Raw genomic sequence first — 14,544 nt, 5'->3', positions numbered from 1 at the left:
TTTGTATGAGGAGACATGTTCGTTATATACTGGGGCAGTGGACACCGACGCCGGCGTCCCGTATCACAATAAAGGCGGTTTCAAACCTATGAACACTGGCAAATCCGCACTCGAACGCTTTAAAATTCTCCGGCTGCTGCTCGCCGTCTACCGGATGCGCGCCGTCCGTGCCCTTTTTCCCGTGCTGATCATCGGGCTCGTCTATTGGGAAGGCCAAAGCGAACTGAAGCGCATCCATCTCGGTCGGACCTTGCATGAACTACGGCATGTACCGGCACCCGACATTGCGGCGATGATGGGTACTGCGCTCGCTGCGGTCACGGTAATGAGTGCTTATGATTTTCTGCTGAAATTCCATTTCCGGTTAAGGATCAGCACCTGGACTCTTATCCGTTATTCCTGGATTGCCAACACCTTCAATAATCTCATCGGCTTTGCCGGATTGGCGGGAGCCGGGCTGCGTACGCTGCTGTACAAAAAAAGCGGCATCCCCGCCCAGACCCTGACCCCGGCCATCGTCTTCCTCTCGCCGATCATGATCACCGGTCTGTCGCTGTTATCCTGGACCGTTCTGCTCGGGCTGCTCCCGGCGCATCAGCTGTTCATGGAACATGGATGGCTGCGGTTCGCCGTTTGGGCAATGGCGCTGTATTTGCCGCTGTTTGTCGTCATGCAGCGGTCCTCGCTGTTCGCCAAATGGGTGAACCGGGGCGAAGGACGCACGCCTTGGCTGACCGTCGGCGGTTCGGTGGGCTCTTCGTTCCTGGAATGGACGGGCGCCGGACTCACCTTCTGGGTCATTGCCCATACCATGCTGGGTACCGCCGATCTCCGCTCGGTGATGAGCCTGTACGTGGTCGCCGCTGTTGCGGGCATTCTCAGCATGGCCCCCGGCGGCATCGGGGCATTCGACCTGATTGCGCTGCTCGGGCTCCAGCTCCTGGGCAATGACGGTGACCAGGCGATGGCCGCGCTGGTCATATACCGGCTGTTCTATTATCTGGTGCCCTGGCTGATCGGTTTGGCATTTGCGGCGCTTGAAATCGGACTGCCTGCCAAAAAATCGGCCTCCCCCCACTCTGGTCCGCTGGAAGCTCCGCTGAATCTGTGGCAGAAAGCCTGGGGCTGGCCGGGACAATTCGGCTTCCTCAGCGATCTCGGCGTCTGGGCGCTCGGCAAGCTGGTACTGGCTGCAGGGCTTATCCTGCTGCTGTCGGCCGCGACGCCGGAGCTGGTATACCGGCTGGAGTTCACCGAAGACCTGCTGTCGCTTCCGGTAATGCGGGTATCGCATCATCTGTCCGTACTGATCGGCTTTACGCTGGTGCTGCTGTCCCGGGGAATTTCGCTGCGGATCCACCGGGCTTACCGCCTCACCGGCTTGCTGCTGGTCAGCGGCGCGGTCTTTGCTTTTACCAAGGGGTTCGATTACGAGGAGGCGATCTTTCTTCTTGCCGTCGCTTTGCTGCTCTGGATCTCCCGGTCGCGATTCTACCGTATCAGCGCCCCGTTCTCTGAGCAGACCGCGTTCTTGTGGGGACTCGGTACAGCGCTGGTTGCCGTCTTGTACGGCTGGCTCGGCAGTTATTCGCACCACGGATTTCTCAAGCGGCTGCCGCCGGGCCTGGAGCCGGAGTGGCTCCAACAGCACAGCCATGCCGCATATACCGCAGCCGGAGGGCTTGTCCTGTCCTGGCTGCTGGTAACGCTGGTAGCTGTCCTTCGTCCAAGCCGGCGCGCCCGCGAACTGGGCGAACCGCTGAATCAGGCACGGCTGGCCGCATTCCTGGAACAGGAGACCGGAAATCCGCTCAGCCATATGCTGTTCCTGGGCGACAAACGGCTGTTCTGGGCGCAGGACGGCCGGGTTCTGCTTGCCTTTGCAGGGGTACGCGACAAACTGGTCGTACTAGGCGACCCCGTGGGGCCGAAGCGATTGGCGGAGGCAGCCATCGGAGAACTGCGGCAGGAAGCCGATAAATACGGATTCTCTGTCGTATTCTATCAGGTGTCTCCGGAATATCTGCCGGTGTACCATGAGCAGGGCTACCGCTTCTTCAAGCTTGGCGAGGAAGCGATGGTACCGCTCTCGGCGTTTACGACGGCGGGCAAAAAGAACAGTGACCTGCGCAGCGTCGCCAACCGGTTCGTCCGTGAAGGCTACGTCTTCGAGGTGGCGGATCCTCCCCATTCTTCTGAGCTTCTGGAGGAATTGCGCCACATCTCGGACGAATGGCTGCGCCGCCGGGCCGAAAAAGGGTATTCGCTGGGCTGGTTCAAGGAGGATTACCTCCAGCTTGCACCGATTGCCCTGCTGCGCGAGCCCGATGGCGCAGTCGTGGCCTTCGCTTCCTTGGCGCCGGGATATGACGGCGGTATAACGCTGTCGATCGACCTGATGCGCCATCTGAAGCGGTCCCCGAACGGGACGATGGATTATTTGTTTGTCCGGCTCTTGGAATGGGCAAAGGAACACGGGTACGTACGCTTTAACCTTGGCAACGCGCCGCTTTCGAACGTCGGCCACAGCACCGGGTCGTTCCGCGAGGAGAAGCTGGCCCATCTGGTCTTCAAGCGGGGCGGGCACTGGTACGGTTTTTCCGGCCTGCGGCGGTATAAAGAGAAGTTCTCGCCCGAATGGGAGCCGCGTTATCTGGCCTATCCCACCGGCCTGGTCCTGCCTGTACTGACGCTGGACCTGGTGCGGCTGGTGTCACGGCCTCCGGAGTGAGGGCGGTCGCCCGCCGTCTGACCGTATACCCCAAAAAAAGTTTGTTCCAACCCAAGTGACTCCTGTTCAATTCATCTGGATCGGGGTAATAAAGTAGAACCAACTTTTCGCGGGAAACGGAGGAGCAGATCATGGCACAGACAATTGCGGGCGTCAGCCCGGTTCAGGCCATCACGGCATACGGCGGTACGCAGAGCGATGCAAGCTCCCTGGAACAGCAGCGCAACCGGCTCATGGCGGAGCTGGACAAGGTTAACGAGGCAGAGGGCAGCGAGAAGCAAACCCCTTACCGGAGAGAGCAGCTGCAGCGGCAAATCCGCTTGCTGGAGGCCAAAATGGTTCAGTTGACCGGAAGCGTCGCTTCGGCCAATTTCGTACCGGCTTCTCCGCTTAAGGATCAGCCATCGGCAATGCCGGGCGAGGGAGCGGGGTTATACCGAGGTATCCGGCTGACCGATCCCCGGACGGCTACGGTGGATGCCGAAGGCCACTTTAATGCATGGATTTAATGCATATAATTAATGAAAAACCGACAGCGCGGAAAACGGACGGCGGGATGCCGGCGGTTTCCGCGCTTTTTTTGACTTTTTTTAATAGCGCTAAAAGTAATTGTCTTATTCCTGCCAAGTCCCATATATAAAAAACGGGCCAGCGCCCGTCTATTTCACAATAGCGAGCGCAAGCCCGTCGTAAGCCGGCAGCAGCGTGCTGTCCAGCCGTTCGTCGGTGGCGATCATTTCGTTGAAGCGGCGCATCGCCTGTACGGCAGGGCCGTTCTTCTCGGCATTCAGCGTACGTCCGCGGAGGAAGATGTTGTCCCCGGCAATGATCGCGCCCGGGTTAGCCAGCTTGATCCCGTATTCCAGGTAATTCGGATAATTTTCTTTGTCGGCATCGATGAAAAAGAAATCAAAGGTCCGGCCCTCCTGCTCCAGCTGCCGCAGGCTGTCGATCGCCTGGCCGAGCTTGTACTCCACGGCGCCGCCGAAACCGGCTTCCTCGACATGCGTGCGAGCCAGTTCCGCATATTCCGGCTTCAGCTCAAGCGAGGTCAGCGTACCGCCGGCGGCAAGCCCCCGGCACAGGCAAATCCCGCTGTATCCGCCGAGCGCGCCGATCTCCAGAGCATGCTTAGCGCCGGACAAGGTCGCCAGCATGGTCAGCAGCCGGCCGTAGCCCGGCGCAATGGACACTTCGGGCATTCCAGCCTCCCGAATCGCTTGTTTTACCTTTAGCAGCAGTTCATCTTCGGCATAAAGCCGCTCGCTGTATTCCTCCTGATTTTGCGTATGCATGAAATTCCCCTTCTTCGCTATATTGTGAAGCCCCGCGTATTGTGTAGTGCCGCGCATTCCCCTATACTTGAACAGACAAGCATCCTGTTCTATTGTAACGGCTGCAAGCAAACATCTACAAGCCAAACGGAGTTGAGCCTATTTTGGACAAACTGCAATTGATCGCCACCGCCCCGATGGGGCTGGAGGCCGTCGTAGCCCGGGAACTGAACGAACTCGGCTACGAGACGACGACGGAGAACGGCCGCGTCCACTTCACCGGCGACGTCTACGACATCTGCCGCTGCAATCTGTGGCTGCGCACCTCGGACCGCGTGCTGATTAACATGGGACGCTTCCCCGCCCGCACCTTCGACGAGCTGTTCGAAGGCGTCAAAGCCATCAACTGGGAAGACTGGATTCCGCAAGACGGCGAATTCCCGGTCGAAGGCCGGTCGCATAAATCGCAGCTCACCAGCGTACCTGCCTGCCAGGGCATCGTGAAAAAAGCCATTGTCGAAAAGCTAAAGCTGTCGTACCACACCGAATGGTTCCCGGAAAACGGGCCGCGTTACGTGGTGGAGGTCATCCTGCTGAACGACATCGCCCTGATTACGCTGGATACAACCGGTCCCGGTCTGCATAAACGCGGTTACCGCCGCCAGGCGACGGAAGCGCCGCTGAAGGAAACCATGGCCGCCGCCCTCATCCAGCTCAGCCGCTGGAACGGCACCCGCCCGCTGTACGATCCTTGCTGCGGCTCGGGCACGATTCTGATCGAAGCGGCGATGATCGCCTGGAACATCGCGCCGGGCCTGCGGCGCACCTTCTCCTCCGAGCGCTGGCCGGAAATTCCGCAGCGTCTTTGGGAGCAGGCCCGCGAGGAAGCGATCGACGCCGTGAAGGACGACTACCCGCTGCAATTGACCGGCAGCGACATCGATCCCGCCGCGATTGAAGTGGCCGAAGCCGCAGCCAAAAGCGCCGGTCTCTCCGGCGAAATCACCTTCAAGACCATTGCGGCCGCCAAAGCCAGACCGCAAGGCGACTATGGCTGCATCATCACGAATCCGCCTTACGGCGAACGGCTCGGCAACGACAAGGAAGTGGAGCGTCTGACCAAGCAGTTCGGCGAAATGATGCTGTATCTGCCGACCTGGTCGTTTTTCGCGATCAGTCCGATCAAGGAATTCGAGCAATTCTACGGCCGCAAAGCCGACAAACGCCGCAAGCTGTTCAACGGCCGGATCGAGTGCCAGTATTACCAGTACCTCGGACCGCTGCCGCCGCGCCAGCCAAAATAACGTTTGACCAAATGCAAGCAAACAAAAGGAGGCGCCCCGCCGGGAATGGCTGGGGTTGCCTCCTTTTCAGATTGCCGGATGTCCTTTGCCGGTTAGGGTTTAGGCACAGGCTTCTTGACGAAAGGCTCCGCTTTCGCCAGCGCCTCGTCTTCGGTCGGAGCGCTGATGTAGCGCCCGTTGATATAGATAAAGGCCCGTTTGCCGCAAGGTCCGCAGTAGGACTTGCAGCCGATCTTGATCTCCGCATCGGGAGCCATTTTCTTCAGCTTCGGAACAATGCTCTTCAAGCTCATGAAATTGCATTGGTCGCAGATTTGTATTTCGTTAGCCATGAAGTAACCCTTCTTTGACTCCGTCGGTGCGCGGCTTGCGATTAGTGGTCGCCGTGATTGCCTTGGGACGGATTAGTGATGACAAAACCTTCCTGCGGGAAATACAGATAATCAATCTTCACGCCGTCGAGCAGCGGTTGATTCGGATCCAGAATGACATCGATGTCTTTGTCGGTCGGAATCACCACATCATTTTCTTTGGGCGTGTCCAAATCCAGGCCGTAATGCGCATGGTCGCCATGGGCATGCGTAATCATGACGCGCAGCTTAAGCTCGGCATTGCCTTCCTGTTCCATTGTGCGTTTTATGACTTTCGCCGCATTGCGGGTAATTTTGACGTTCATGAAATCCATCTCCCGGCATCAAAAGTTAATATCAACTATCTATTCTAAGGAATCCTGCCGGTAAAAGCAACTGAATTTATCGTTTTCCCGCCGTTCCGCCCCGGACCAGCACCGGATATTTGCGCTCCATCCGCGAAACGAACCAGCCCATCAGCAGCATCGTTACGCCGATATCATCGATTGGCACAACCGGCATGACATCCGGGAGCACCCAATAGAGCAGCGCCGGAACGGCGAACAGCAGCTTGTCCCCCAGCGATACGGTCGGCGACGCGATATAGCTCCAAGAAGCGCGAAAAATATGGGACCACTGCTTCAGGGACAGCAGTTTTCTAAGTTTCATGGCCGATTCACTCCTATTTCACTAAATTGACGGGAACTTACTGAGTCGTATAGTTTCAAAAAAGGGTACGGCCGCGGGTGTGCAAACAATGTTGACGACGGCCATACCCTTTGAATTATATTACGCAAATTTACAGTCATTGTTTCACTTTTATTTCAAATTTGATAGAAGCGCCGCCAAAATCAGGCCGGTCTCCAGTGCGGTATCCTCAAAGTCCTCCATGGGCAGCGGATTTTTACCGAGCCCCAGCTCCACAGTGAAGCCGGGCCGCCGGAACCGCTGAATGAACCAGTCCTTGTAGCCGGCGTCGCTGCCGGTCAGTTCGACCGCCCGGTATCCGCAGGCCGCCGCCAGCGCAGCGGCCAATTCCCGGCTCTCCGGGGGCTCGCAGCCCCGGTAGTTCCAGTATATCTCGCTGCCCTGGCTGTGCAGCGAAACCGCGGCCGCGCCGGGCACCCGCTCGGCCAACGCGGCCAGCGCCGCCGCCTCCGGCTCGCTCAGCGGCGCCGGGCCGCTGTAGTCGCGCGGCGCCGGACCGCGCACGCCGCGCCGTTCCCGCTCCTCGTCCCAGTGGGCCGGGAACTGGTCGCCCAGATCGACGCCGCGGATATTCGCCTTCCAGTGGCGGAATCCGCGCCGTCCGCCGTTCCAGCGCGTCAGCTCATCGCGCAGCGGATGCCCCGGCGGAGCCCCTTCCTGTACCAGCTCCACGCCGTCCGGATTGGCCAGCGGGACGGCCCAGATCGTCCAGTCCTGATACCATTTGCCGACGTCAAAGCCGTTCCACAAGCCGCCTTCATTCAAAGCCGCCGCGTAATCCTCCAAAAATGCCATCAGGCTGGGCGTCGTCAGCCATTCGTTGGCATGCAGCGAGGCATTGACATGCAGATGCTTCCGTCCGCTGCCGATCCGCAGCAGATGCAGCGGCTTGCCAAGCACGCTGTAGCCGATGGCATCGGCTTCGATCTGCGGGTACCGGGCCGCCAGCCGGCCGATATCTTCGGCCATCTCCCGGTGGCCGTACTCCCCGCGCAGCCGCACGATCCGGGCATGCGGCGTGGCGGGCAGCACGATGATTTTGCCCGGTCCGAAGCCGCGGCCGGACAGCAGGCCGGGATTCAGCGTCTCCAGCTCATCTATCGTTACGCCAAAAGCCGCCGCAACCGCCTCGGGACTGTCGCCCTCCTGCAGCGCATATCGCTTGCGCGGCGTGTTCGGCAAATACAGCAGCTGCCCCGGGATCAAATACGGCTGGCTCCTCGTCCAGGGATTCCCGTAAATGATATGCTCCGGCGCAAGTCCATGGCTTGCGGCGATTCGGCTGACGGTATCTCCCTTGCGGGTAATATATTCACGCATCGGCATCTTCTCCTTGCCCTCATGATATCCCCACAAAGTGGGGCTTTGCCTAAGAAGCCTTGCCCGGTACATTGCGGGGCTCCCGTTTACTTGCAAGCCTTTATCCCCGCCGCTGAGCGGAATGGTTCGGGGCGACAAGCGAGCCATTGCCTTCCCTTTCATTGTATGCGCCTTCCGGTACCTCCCATGAACGCGCAGAATAAATACTAAGCGTCGAAGAGGCTCACTTTACGGACCTGAGAGGCCTTATTCGCTGAAAAACAGACCGATTTCTGCACTAACGGACCTGAGCGCCGGGAAATTGCCGTTATTATCGAAAATAACGGTTCCTGTGTCCGTAACAGATGATGTTTGCTTCCGCAGCCACCCGCCGTTTCCGCCCAATCCACAATCCACGGCAAAAACCCCGGCTCGAGGGAGCCGGGGCATGCGGACAACCATAGAGGATTGTCCCGTTTGGATACGATGGAATAAGTGCTTACAGGGATGAAACCTGCCAGACGACCGGCGTGCGCCGGATTTGCTCGCCGAGCCAGTCACGGGCAATCTTCTGAAAGATTTCGGCGTCGCCGCTGCAAAAAAACTGGTGGATCGGAATTTCGTCGCCGCTGGCCAGTTTGCCTTTGTCGTACAAAATCGTGCTGATCTCGCGTGCGGTTTCGTCGGCGGAGCTGATCAGCTTGACGCCTGGCCCCATGACCTTGCCGATGGGCTCAATCAGGAACGGATAGTGGGTGCAGCCGAGGATCATCGTATCGATCGGCGCATATTTGATGCCGTTCAGCGACTCCGCAACGGCAATATGGCTTTCTTCGGAACGAAACATCCCTTGCTCCACGAATGGGACAAGCGCCGGGCAAGCCTGGCTGACCACTTCCACGAACGGGGACAGCTGTTTGAGCGCCGCTGTGTAAGCCCCGCTGTTGATCGTGCCGATGGTGCCGATGACGCCGACGCGGCCGGTCTTGGTGGCGCTGATGGCCGCCCGGGCACCGGGATGGATCACGCCGATGACGGGAATGCTGACCTTGGCGGAAATATAATCTAGCGCCGCCGCTGTGGCGGTGTTACAGGCGATGACGATCATTTTCGGATTGAATTGAATCAGGTAATCAACGATTTGTTCGGTAAAAAGTCTGACTTCTTCGGTCGAACGGGGTCCGTACGGGGCTCTGGCGGTGTCGCCGAAATAAATGATTTTCTCCCGCGGGAGCTGCCTCATCACTTCTTTGACGACCGTAAGTCCCCCTACGCCGGAGTCCAATATTGCGATAGCTTGCTGCACGAACACACCGCTTCCTTTAACATGTTTTGTGTAGCTTATGTAAGGGCCGAACAAAGCGTACCTTGCTTTCAGCCCCAATTGTCGATATTACTCCTTTTATACCCCCAGTTCAAGGAAACTCTACATATCCGCCCTTTGGAAAAAGCTTCCTGCCCCAACCTGCCCGCAAAAACAAAGCCGCCCCGCGCCTGTTGCTGGCGAGAAGCGGCTTATCCTGCAAAGCGGCGGTCCGGTCGATCCCCTTGCGTCTTCCCTGCCGACCGCCCGGTTGCCATTGCGACATCGTCTCAGGCGATGCTGTCATCCTTGCCGGCCTCTTCAGCGGCAGCGGCGATTTCCCCGAATTCTGCTGCGGAATCAGTAATCTCACCTTCGCTGAAGCTGCTGACATTGGCGATGGCTTCGGCATCCTCAGCGGCATCCGCCGGCTTTCTCCATTCCTTGATTTCGGTCACCACGGAATTCACCGCATCTTTGGCTTTGCCGTACAGCTCGGCGCCCTTGTCGCCAGCCTGGCCGGCGATTTCCTGTACCTTATCGATGGCGCCGGCCGTTCCTTCCTTGATATCCTGGCGCAATTCCTTGCCCGGTTTTGGCGCGAACAACAGCGCCGTTACCGATCCGGCCACGCTGCCGGCAATAAGTCCCCAAAGCAAGCTTTTCGTATCCTTTTTCATCGTCCATCTCTCCTTTGGTATCAATTGCGCCATCCGCCCGGCCACCCGGGCGATCGCCCATTTCTGGTATATCATAAGCAAAGAGAGGTTGTTTGGTGACTGATCAGGAGGACTTTTCGGAAGTTTTGTCTTTCTTCTTTGCCGCAATCACGTATTTGCAGCATTGGCCGCCTTCCGCCATGCACTCGCTGCGCGTAACCTTGGCGCCGAGCAGTTCTTCAAACAGCTGCTGCTCGCATTGACACGCGACCCGGTATCCGGCAGCGACCTGGCGGATCGGACAATTATACTCGCACATCATATAAGAGCCGTCTTCCTGCTTGCTCCAAGTCGCCATGTAGCCGCCGGCGTTCTGGATCGAAGCCAGCTCGGCGACCCGCTCCTCAAGGCCCTGTCCCTCCATCATCGGCGTATATTGCGCCAGCATCCGCCGTTTCCGTCCTTCAAACAGCGCATGGACCGTCTCCTGGCCGCTGACATGATCGAGCTCGCGCAGCAGTTCGAGCGCCAGGTTATGGTAGCTTTTCGGAAAATGGTCCTCTGCCCGCTCGGTGAGCGAATAGACATGCATCGGGCGGCCCATCGGTTGGCGGACAACCTTCGTTTTGGCCAGCGATTCCTGCTCCAGCTGCAGCACATGGCGGCGGACGCCCATTTCGGTAATCCCGAGCTCTTCCGCCAGCGCGCCGATGGTCAGCGGACCTTTCGTTTTGAGGAGCGTCATGATCATCCGCCGCGTCGAACCGCTTTCCTGCCCTTTTTTCATTGTCATGACCTCCTTTCGTAGTTATCCGTCCGTGCGGACGCCAAGCTCCTGGTCGAGATATCGGCGAACGTCGCGCGCAAACCGTTCCAGTACGCCCGGCAGCGCCGGGGTCAAGGGATGCAGCTTGCTGCGGTCCCAGGCATAATAATCCTGTACAAGCGGCTTGCGAAGCGCAACGAGCTCCAGCAGCTGCCCGTAAACGGCGCTGTCCCCAAGCACCTTCTCGTCATGGATGATGGAGATAATATCCTCGTAGCTTCCGGCGTCGCGCATAATGAAGCCGTCGATCAGGCAGCTGCCGACATCGGTCACGACCTCAATCGCCAGATGCAGGCAACGCTCCTGGATCAGCCCTTTTAAATAACCGCCGTCCCACGCTTCTGCTACATGGCTTAAACCGCCGCCGATTTCTTCGATTTGGTCCAAGATCGTTTCAATTTGTTTTCGGTTGACGTAGTACACGGCTGTCCCTCCAAATCCGGTGATATGTACATCGGGCCCGCCCAGGGCGGAGCGTCACTTGCCCCGTTTACCGCGGCGTTTGAGCCAGAACAGCATAATAAAGCATGCTGCCAGAAATACGATCAGGTACGTTAATGCTTCCATCGGATATTCAAGATCGCTCATGGGTTTCACGCTCCCGACTGCAGAATAGGATGCCTGTTCCGATATCCGTTCCGTTTTAAAGCCCTTAATCCACTTAAAGCTCGTAATCCACGGCGACCGAAAGCTCCTTGACCTCGTTGATATGGACAATGATCTCTTTATGCACCGGATGCACCTGGTACGCCTGCAGATCCTCCAAGGAAGCGACTACGGAGACGAGCGCGATATCGAACGAACGCTCCGAATGAAGAATATCCGTTCCAACCTCCAGGGAAATCAGCTGCGGAATTTTGCCTTCCATGCTGCGCAGTACGGCCGCCGTCGTGGCCACCTGCTCCGGCGAACGGTCCTTCAGTTTGAAAAATACAATATGTTTGATCATGTTCTCGCTCCCTGCCCTTTATTTTGGTAAAGTATATTTATAAGAAATATAACATAACGACATCGCTTCCGAAAGAAACTTGTCGGAACCGTGATCAGCCGTTCGCACGATAACCATTGCAGCCGCATGGAAATTGTTGTAGTATAACTTTAAAAATTTTGGAGGAAGTATGCCTAAGAACCAGCAAGAACTACATCATATTCAGGCTTGGTCCCAAATCAACCGGAAATATCTCGGACAGGGCGTACGGGTGAAACGCTTCCGCCGGCCGAAGCGCAGCCAAATCCGCAACCGCGTGCTGCTCGCCATCCTCATGGCCAGGGATATCAAGCTGTCGAAGCTCGCCGAAGAACTGTCCGTCTCTTCCCGCAGCGTAAGCGCATGGGTATACGAAGGCCGCATTCCGTCCAAGGTCAATATCGACAAGGTCTGCCGGTTGCTTGGCTATCCGGCCCATGTTTTGTTCAACGAAGCGCTGCTGCGGCAAAGTCCGATTCTCTGCCAGCCCACCCCGTCGAGGTTCATGAAGCGCAGCAACGTGAGCACCTCCCGCGCCAACGTCATTTTGACCGGACTATGTATGGTTTACGATTTTTCCGTAACCGATGTCAGCATCTGGATCGGCATCCATCCCGGAACATTCCGCAAATGGCTGCATCAGGCCCATCTCCCGGCTCTCGCCCTTCAGGAAAAGGCTGAAACCTTCTTCCGGATTCCGCGCAGCATCCTGTTTGCCGACTGCGAGCTCTCCTGAGCCCTATACATATGTAGCCCTTTCCGTAACCGGGAAGGGCTGTTTGCCTTGACTTGGGCTGCCCTTCTCATCTCTTTCGCGCGACAATATACCGCAGCAGATAATCGTGGCTTCCGCCGCCGGGGCCGCCAAGCGTCTCCCGAAAACTCCCCGTGTCCAGAATTTCCGTCTCCGCAAAATGCTCCCGTAAATCGGCTTCGCTGAAGAAATGCGCGTATTTACCTGTTTTGTATTCGTAAGTACCCGGCTCCAGGATACGGCCTTGTCCCGCATTCGGGTCCTCGTCGGAGAAGCAGGTAAAATACAGCAGTCCGCGCGGGCAAAGCTGCCGCAGACAGCTGTCCATGAGCGCCTGCCGCTCTGCGGCGAGAAACAGATGCAGTACATCATAACAGTAGACCGCATCAACCGGTTCATTCAGATGCGGCTCCAGCGCTGATCCCCCAATAAATACCGTATCCGGGTCCCATTCTGCCGCAAGGGCAAGCGCAGACGGGCTAAGCTCAATTCCGTAAGTCTTGAACACGGAGGACAACGCCTTCGTATTGCGGCCGTAGCCGGCTCCCGGAACCAGCACGCTGCGGACGCCCGCATCGCCGAATAATGCCCGCGCCGCCGCGGCCGACGGGCTGGGCTCGCTCCCCCAGATCATTCCCTCCGCCGCAAATCTCCGGTTCCAATAGTCCGTCATTTGCGTTTGCTGCGCATGGCGTTCAGCAGCGTCACGCCCGCCTCCGGTGAAGTAGCATAATAATCGTATTCGGGCGATTCTTTGGCATAGATCGCGATTTTACCCTCGGCATCGTAATGGACGCCCCAGCCGTATCGTTTGGGCAGCATGGAAGCGCGCAGGCAGGGATGGGGCTTCGCAAACAGCGCATCCCGGATTTCCGGAGCGCGTTCCTTCGCTTCCGTCTCCGGAATGGCTTTATGCCGGACATGAACCTCATACAGCAGCTCCTCATGGGTGTAGGCATACGGCGCGGATGCCAGCAGCTCATATTGAATCTCGTGCGCGGTTTTGCGTTCGCGGCCGGATACGGGAATGACGCCGGTCTCCACCGGGCAATCTTCGGCCACGCGAATAAACGTATTCGTGTAACTCATCGTCAACCTCCTGCCAAGCTGGAATCTTTCTTCCATCTATCATAGCACAGAAGGCCCGAGATTAGTGGCATAGCGGCGGGACAGCCTGCGTATAGATGGGATACCGCCCCTCAAAGCAAAGTTTATGCGTCTGGCTTCTTGGTCAGGCATTTTGCGCGGGCCGGGAAACTTATGATAAAGGCATGGCTGCCTTTGGAATGGAGCGATGCGGCGATGAAAGTACCGGTAATCGTATTGAGCGGATTTCTCGGGAGCGGCAAAACGACGCTCCTCTTGTCCCTGCTGAACGAATGTACGGCGCGGGGACTGAAACCCGGCGTCTTGATGAATGAACTGGGGAAAAAAGATGTTGACGGTTATATTCTGCAGGAGCAAACCGGAGCCAATGTGGAAAAGCTGCTCGACGGCTGCATTTGCTGCGGCCGCAAGGAAGATCTGCCGCGGAGTTTTGCGGCGCTCTTAACGCGCAGGCCGGATATCATTTTCATCGAATTAACGGGTGTCGCCAATCCCGAGGAAATTGCCGCGGAGATTAAAGAGGGGGCGCTGAACGCCCGCATCGCGCTGCATTATACCGTCTGCGTGCTGGACGCGGAGAACACGCTTGAATACGCCAGCCGCCTGGCTTCCGACAAAGCGATGGTCCGCACGCTGCGGGGTCAGATGGCCGCCGCCGACCTGATCGTCGTCAACCGCAGCGACCTCGTCCCGCATGAGACGTTATGGCGGATCGAGAAGACCGCCCGCAAGGCCAATGCGCAGGCCGAAATCGTCTTCACCCACTACAGCCGGATCAATTCCGCCCCGCTGTTCGCCGGCATTCCCCGCAAGGAAGCCGTAGACGGCAGCGGCCCGAAGCTGCGCCGCGCGGCGGAAGGCGGGGCGCTGCGCGTAAGCACGGCGGAACGCCCGGAGCGGCCGATCTCGGTTCCGCGCGGCACTGGCCCGAACGGGCCGGTTGCCGAACCTTCCTATTCGCAGGTCGCCGCGGTAACGCTGACTTTCCCAGAGCGGAAGCAGGCGAGCGTCATCGCCAGGGAACAGCTCGAGAGCTTCTTCCGCGAATGGAGCGGCCAGCTCCTGCGGGCCAAAGGGCATGTGCAGCTCGGTGAACGGGAGCCGGTGCAGCTCGTGCAGTTTGCCGGCGACCGCACGACCTGGGAAACCTCGCGTTACCCCGGCCAGCCCTATGTCGTCTTCATCGGCCTCAACCTGGACGAGAAGAGGCTGACGGAGCGCTGGACCTCGTTGTTTGCTTAAGCAGCAGCCATTCGCGGGAA

The 14,544-nt window shown here is 58.2% G+C and carries 17 protein-coding genes; 5 read left to right on the top strand and 12 right to left on the bottom strand.

Annotation, left to right across the window (positions count from 1 at the left end; translation table 11 throughout):
• Positions 1 to 88 precede the first annotated feature (88 nt).
• Positions 89 to 2,731, top strand: a complete 2,643-nt coding sequence (gene mprF, locus BMW84_RS01435; protein ID WP_091067895.1) for a bifunctional lysylphosphatidylglycerol flippase/synthetase MprF — start codon at positions 89 to 91, stop codon at positions 2,729 to 2,731.
• A gap of 131 nt (positions 2,732 to 2,862) precedes the next feature.
• Positions 2,863 to 3,240 (top strand): hypothetical protein, encoded by a 378-nt coding sequence (locus BMW84_RS01430; protein WP_091063669.1) that lies wholly within the window; start codon positions 2,863 to 2,865, stop codon positions 3,238 to 3,240.
• Between the two features lie 150 nt (positions 3,241 to 3,390).
• On the opposite strand, the gene BMW84_RS01425 is transcribed toward BMW84_RS01430, so the two are convergent.
• On the bottom strand, positions 3,391 to 4,026 hold the full coding sequence (locus BMW84_RS01425; RefSeq protein ID WP_091063667.1) for an O-methyltransferase: 636 nt from the start codon (positions 4,024 to 4,026) through the stop codon (positions 3,391 to 3,393).
• A gap of 143 nt (positions 4,027 to 4,169) precedes the next feature.
• Between BMW84_RS01425 and BMW84_RS01420 the strand changes: the two genes are divergently transcribed.
• The gene (locus tag BMW84_RS01420) at positions 4,170 to 5,309 is read left to right on the top strand and encodes a THUMP domain-containing class I SAM-dependent RNA methyltransferase (protein ID WP_091063664.1); all 1,140 of its coding nucleotides are present in this window, start codon (positions 4,170 to 4,172) and stop codon (positions 5,307 to 5,309) included.
• A 92-nt stretch (positions 5,310 to 5,401) separates the two neighbouring features.
• Here BMW84_RS01420 and BMW84_RS01415 read toward each other — a convergent pair whose 3' ends face one another.
• The 9 genes from BMW84_RS01415 to BMW84_RS01370 form a co-directional block, all read right to left on the bottom strand.
• Positions 5,402 to 5,641: a YuzB family protein gene (locus tag BMW84_RS01415; RefSeq protein ID WP_091063662.1), complete on the bottom strand. Its 240-nt coding sequence runs from the start codon at positions 5,639 to 5,641 to the stop codon at positions 5,402 to 5,404.
• 41 nt (positions 5,642 to 5,682) lie between these two features.
• Positions 5,683 to 5,985, bottom strand: a complete 303-nt coding sequence (locus BMW84_RS01410) for a HesB/IscA family protein (protein ID WP_091063659.1) — start codon at positions 5,983 to 5,985, stop codon at positions 5,683 to 5,685.
• A gap of 76 nt (positions 5,986 to 6,061) precedes the next feature.
• The gene (locus tag BMW84_RS01405; protein WP_091063657.1) at positions 6,062 to 6,328 is read right to left on the bottom strand and encodes a hypothetical protein; all 267 of its coding nucleotides are present in this window, start codon (positions 6,326 to 6,328) and stop codon (positions 6,062 to 6,064) included.
• 150 nt (positions 6,329 to 6,478) lie between these two features.
• Complete coding sequence (locus BMW84_RS01400) at positions 6,479 to 7,687, bottom strand: M14 family metallopeptidase (protein ID WP_091063655.1); 1,209 nt, start codon at positions 7,685 to 7,687, stop codon at positions 6,479 to 6,481.
• A gap of 478 nt (positions 7,688 to 8,165) precedes the next feature.
• A complete protein-coding gene (racE, locus tag BMW84_RS01395) occupies positions 8,166 to 8,972 on the bottom strand; it encodes a glutamate racemase (RefSeq protein WP_091067894.1) in 807 nt (268 codons plus the stop codon).
• A 287-nt stretch (positions 8,973 to 9,259) separates the two neighbouring features.
• Positions 9,260 to 9,649 carry a YtxH domain-containing protein gene (locus BMW84_RS01385; protein ID WP_091063650.1) on the bottom strand — a complete coding sequence of 130 codons (390 nt, stop codon included), beginning with the start codon at positions 9,647 to 9,649 and terminating at the stop codon, positions 9,260 to 9,262.
• 103 nt (positions 9,650 to 9,752) lie between these two features.
• The gene (locus BMW84_RS01380) at positions 9,753 to 10,415 is read right to left on the bottom strand and encodes a helix-turn-helix transcriptional regulator (protein WP_091063648.1); all 663 of its coding nucleotides are present in this window, start codon (positions 10,413 to 10,415) and stop codon (positions 9,753 to 9,755) included.
• Positions 10,416 to 10,436: 21 nt separating this feature from the next.
• Positions 10,437 to 10,877: a DUF86 domain-containing protein gene (locus BMW84_RS01375; protein WP_091063645.1), complete on the bottom strand. Its 441-nt coding sequence runs from the start codon at positions 10,875 to 10,877 to the stop codon at positions 10,437 to 10,439.
• Between the two features lie 238 nt (positions 10,878 to 11,115).
• Positions 11,116 to 11,403: a Dabb family protein gene (locus BMW84_RS01370; RefSeq protein WP_091063644.1), complete on the bottom strand. Its 288-nt coding sequence runs from the start codon at positions 11,401 to 11,403 to the stop codon at positions 11,116 to 11,118.
• Positions 11,404 to 11,572: 169 nt separating this feature from the next.
• Between BMW84_RS01370 and BMW84_RS01365 the strand changes: the two genes are divergently transcribed.
• Positions 11,573 to 12,157: a helix-turn-helix domain-containing protein gene (locus tag BMW84_RS01365; RefSeq protein WP_091063641.1), complete on the top strand. Its 585-nt coding sequence runs from the start codon at positions 11,573 to 11,575 to the stop codon at positions 12,155 to 12,157.
• Positions 12,158 to 12,224: 67 nt separating this feature from the next.
• On the opposite strand, the gene BMW84_RS01360 is transcribed toward BMW84_RS01365, so the two are convergent.
• Entirely contained in the window at positions 12,225 to 12,848 is a 624-nt protein-coding gene (locus BMW84_RS01360; protein WP_091063639.1) for a class I SAM-dependent methyltransferase, read from the bottom strand.
• Entirely contained in the window at positions 12,845 to 13,264 is a 420-nt protein-coding gene (locus BMW84_RS01355; protein ID WP_091063636.1) for a DUF6157 family protein, read from the bottom strand. Before BMW84_RS01355 ends, BMW84_RS01360 begins: the two co-directional genes overlap by 4 nt.
• Positions 13,265 to 13,477: 213 nt before the next feature.
• Between BMW84_RS01355 and BMW84_RS01350 the strand changes: the two genes are divergently transcribed.
• A complete protein-coding gene (locus BMW84_RS01350; RefSeq protein ID WP_175498634.1) occupies positions 13,478 to 14,524 on the top strand; it encodes a CobW family GTP-binding protein in 1,047 nt (348 codons plus the stop codon).
• The last annotated feature ends 20 nt before the right edge of the window (positions 14,525 to 14,544 follow it).

The organism is Paenibacillus sp. NFR01, assembly GCF_900111565.1.
Taxonomy (GTDB): Bacteria; Bacillota; Bacilli; order Paenibacillales; family Paenibacillaceae; genus Paenibacillus_AQ.
The sequence above is the reverse complement of the archived record's forward strand: the minus strand, read 5'-3'. Positions and strand labels throughout refer to the sequence as shown.

Coding starts and splice junctions, on each gene's coding strand:
- mprF (WP_091067895.1), top strand. CDS start 89: ATGAACACTGGCAAATCCGCACTCGAACGCTTTAAAATTCTCCGGCTG.
- BMW84_RS01430 (WP_091063669.1), top strand. CDS start 2,863: ATGGCACAGACAATTGCGGGCGTCAGCCCGGTTCAGGCCATCACGGCA.
- BMW84_RS01425 (WP_091063667.1), bottom strand. CDS start 4,026: ATGCATACGCAAAATCAGGAGGAATACAGCGAGCGGCTTTATGCCGAA.
- BMW84_RS01415 (WP_091063662.1), bottom strand. CDS start 5,641: ATGGCTAACGAAATACAAATCTGCGACCAATGCAATTTCATGAGCTTG.
- BMW84_RS01410 (WP_091063659.1), bottom strand. CDS start 5,985: ATGAACGTCAAAATTACCCGCAATGCGGCGAAAGTCATAAAACGCACA.
- BMW84_RS01405 (WP_091063657.1), bottom strand. CDS start 6,328: ATGAAACTTAGAAAACTGCTGTCCCTGAAGCAGTGGTCCCATATTTTT.
- BMW84_RS01400 (WP_091063655.1), bottom strand. CDS start 7,687: ATGCGTGAATATATTACCCGCAAGGGAGATACCGTCAGCCGAATCGCC.
- BMW84_RS01385 (WP_091063650.1), bottom strand. CDS start 9,649: ATGAAAAAGGATACGAAAAGCTTGCTTTGGGGACTTATTGCCGGCAGC.
- BMW84_RS01380 (WP_091063648.1), bottom strand. CDS start 10,415: ATGAAAAAAGGGCAGGAAAGCGGTTCGACGCGGCGGATGATCATGACG.
- BMW84_RS01370 (WP_091063644.1), bottom strand. CDS start 11,403: ATGATCAAACATATTGTATTTTTCAAACTGAAGGACCGTTCGCCGGAG.
- BMW84_RS01365 (WP_091063641.1), top strand. CDS start 11,573: ATGCCTAAGAACCAGCAAGAACTACATCATATTCAGGCTTGGTCCCAA.
- BMW84_RS01360 (WP_091063639.1), bottom strand. CDS start 12,848: ATGACGGACTATTGGAACCGGAGATTTGCGGCGGAGGGAATGATCTGG.
- BMW84_RS01355 (WP_091063636.1), bottom strand. CDS start 13,264: ATGAGTTACACGAATACGTTTATTCGCGTGGCCGAAGATTGCCCGGTG.
- BMW84_RS01350 (WP_175498634.1), top strand. CDS start 13,478: ATGAAAGTACCGGTAATCGTATTGAGCGGATTTCTCGGGAGCGGCAAA.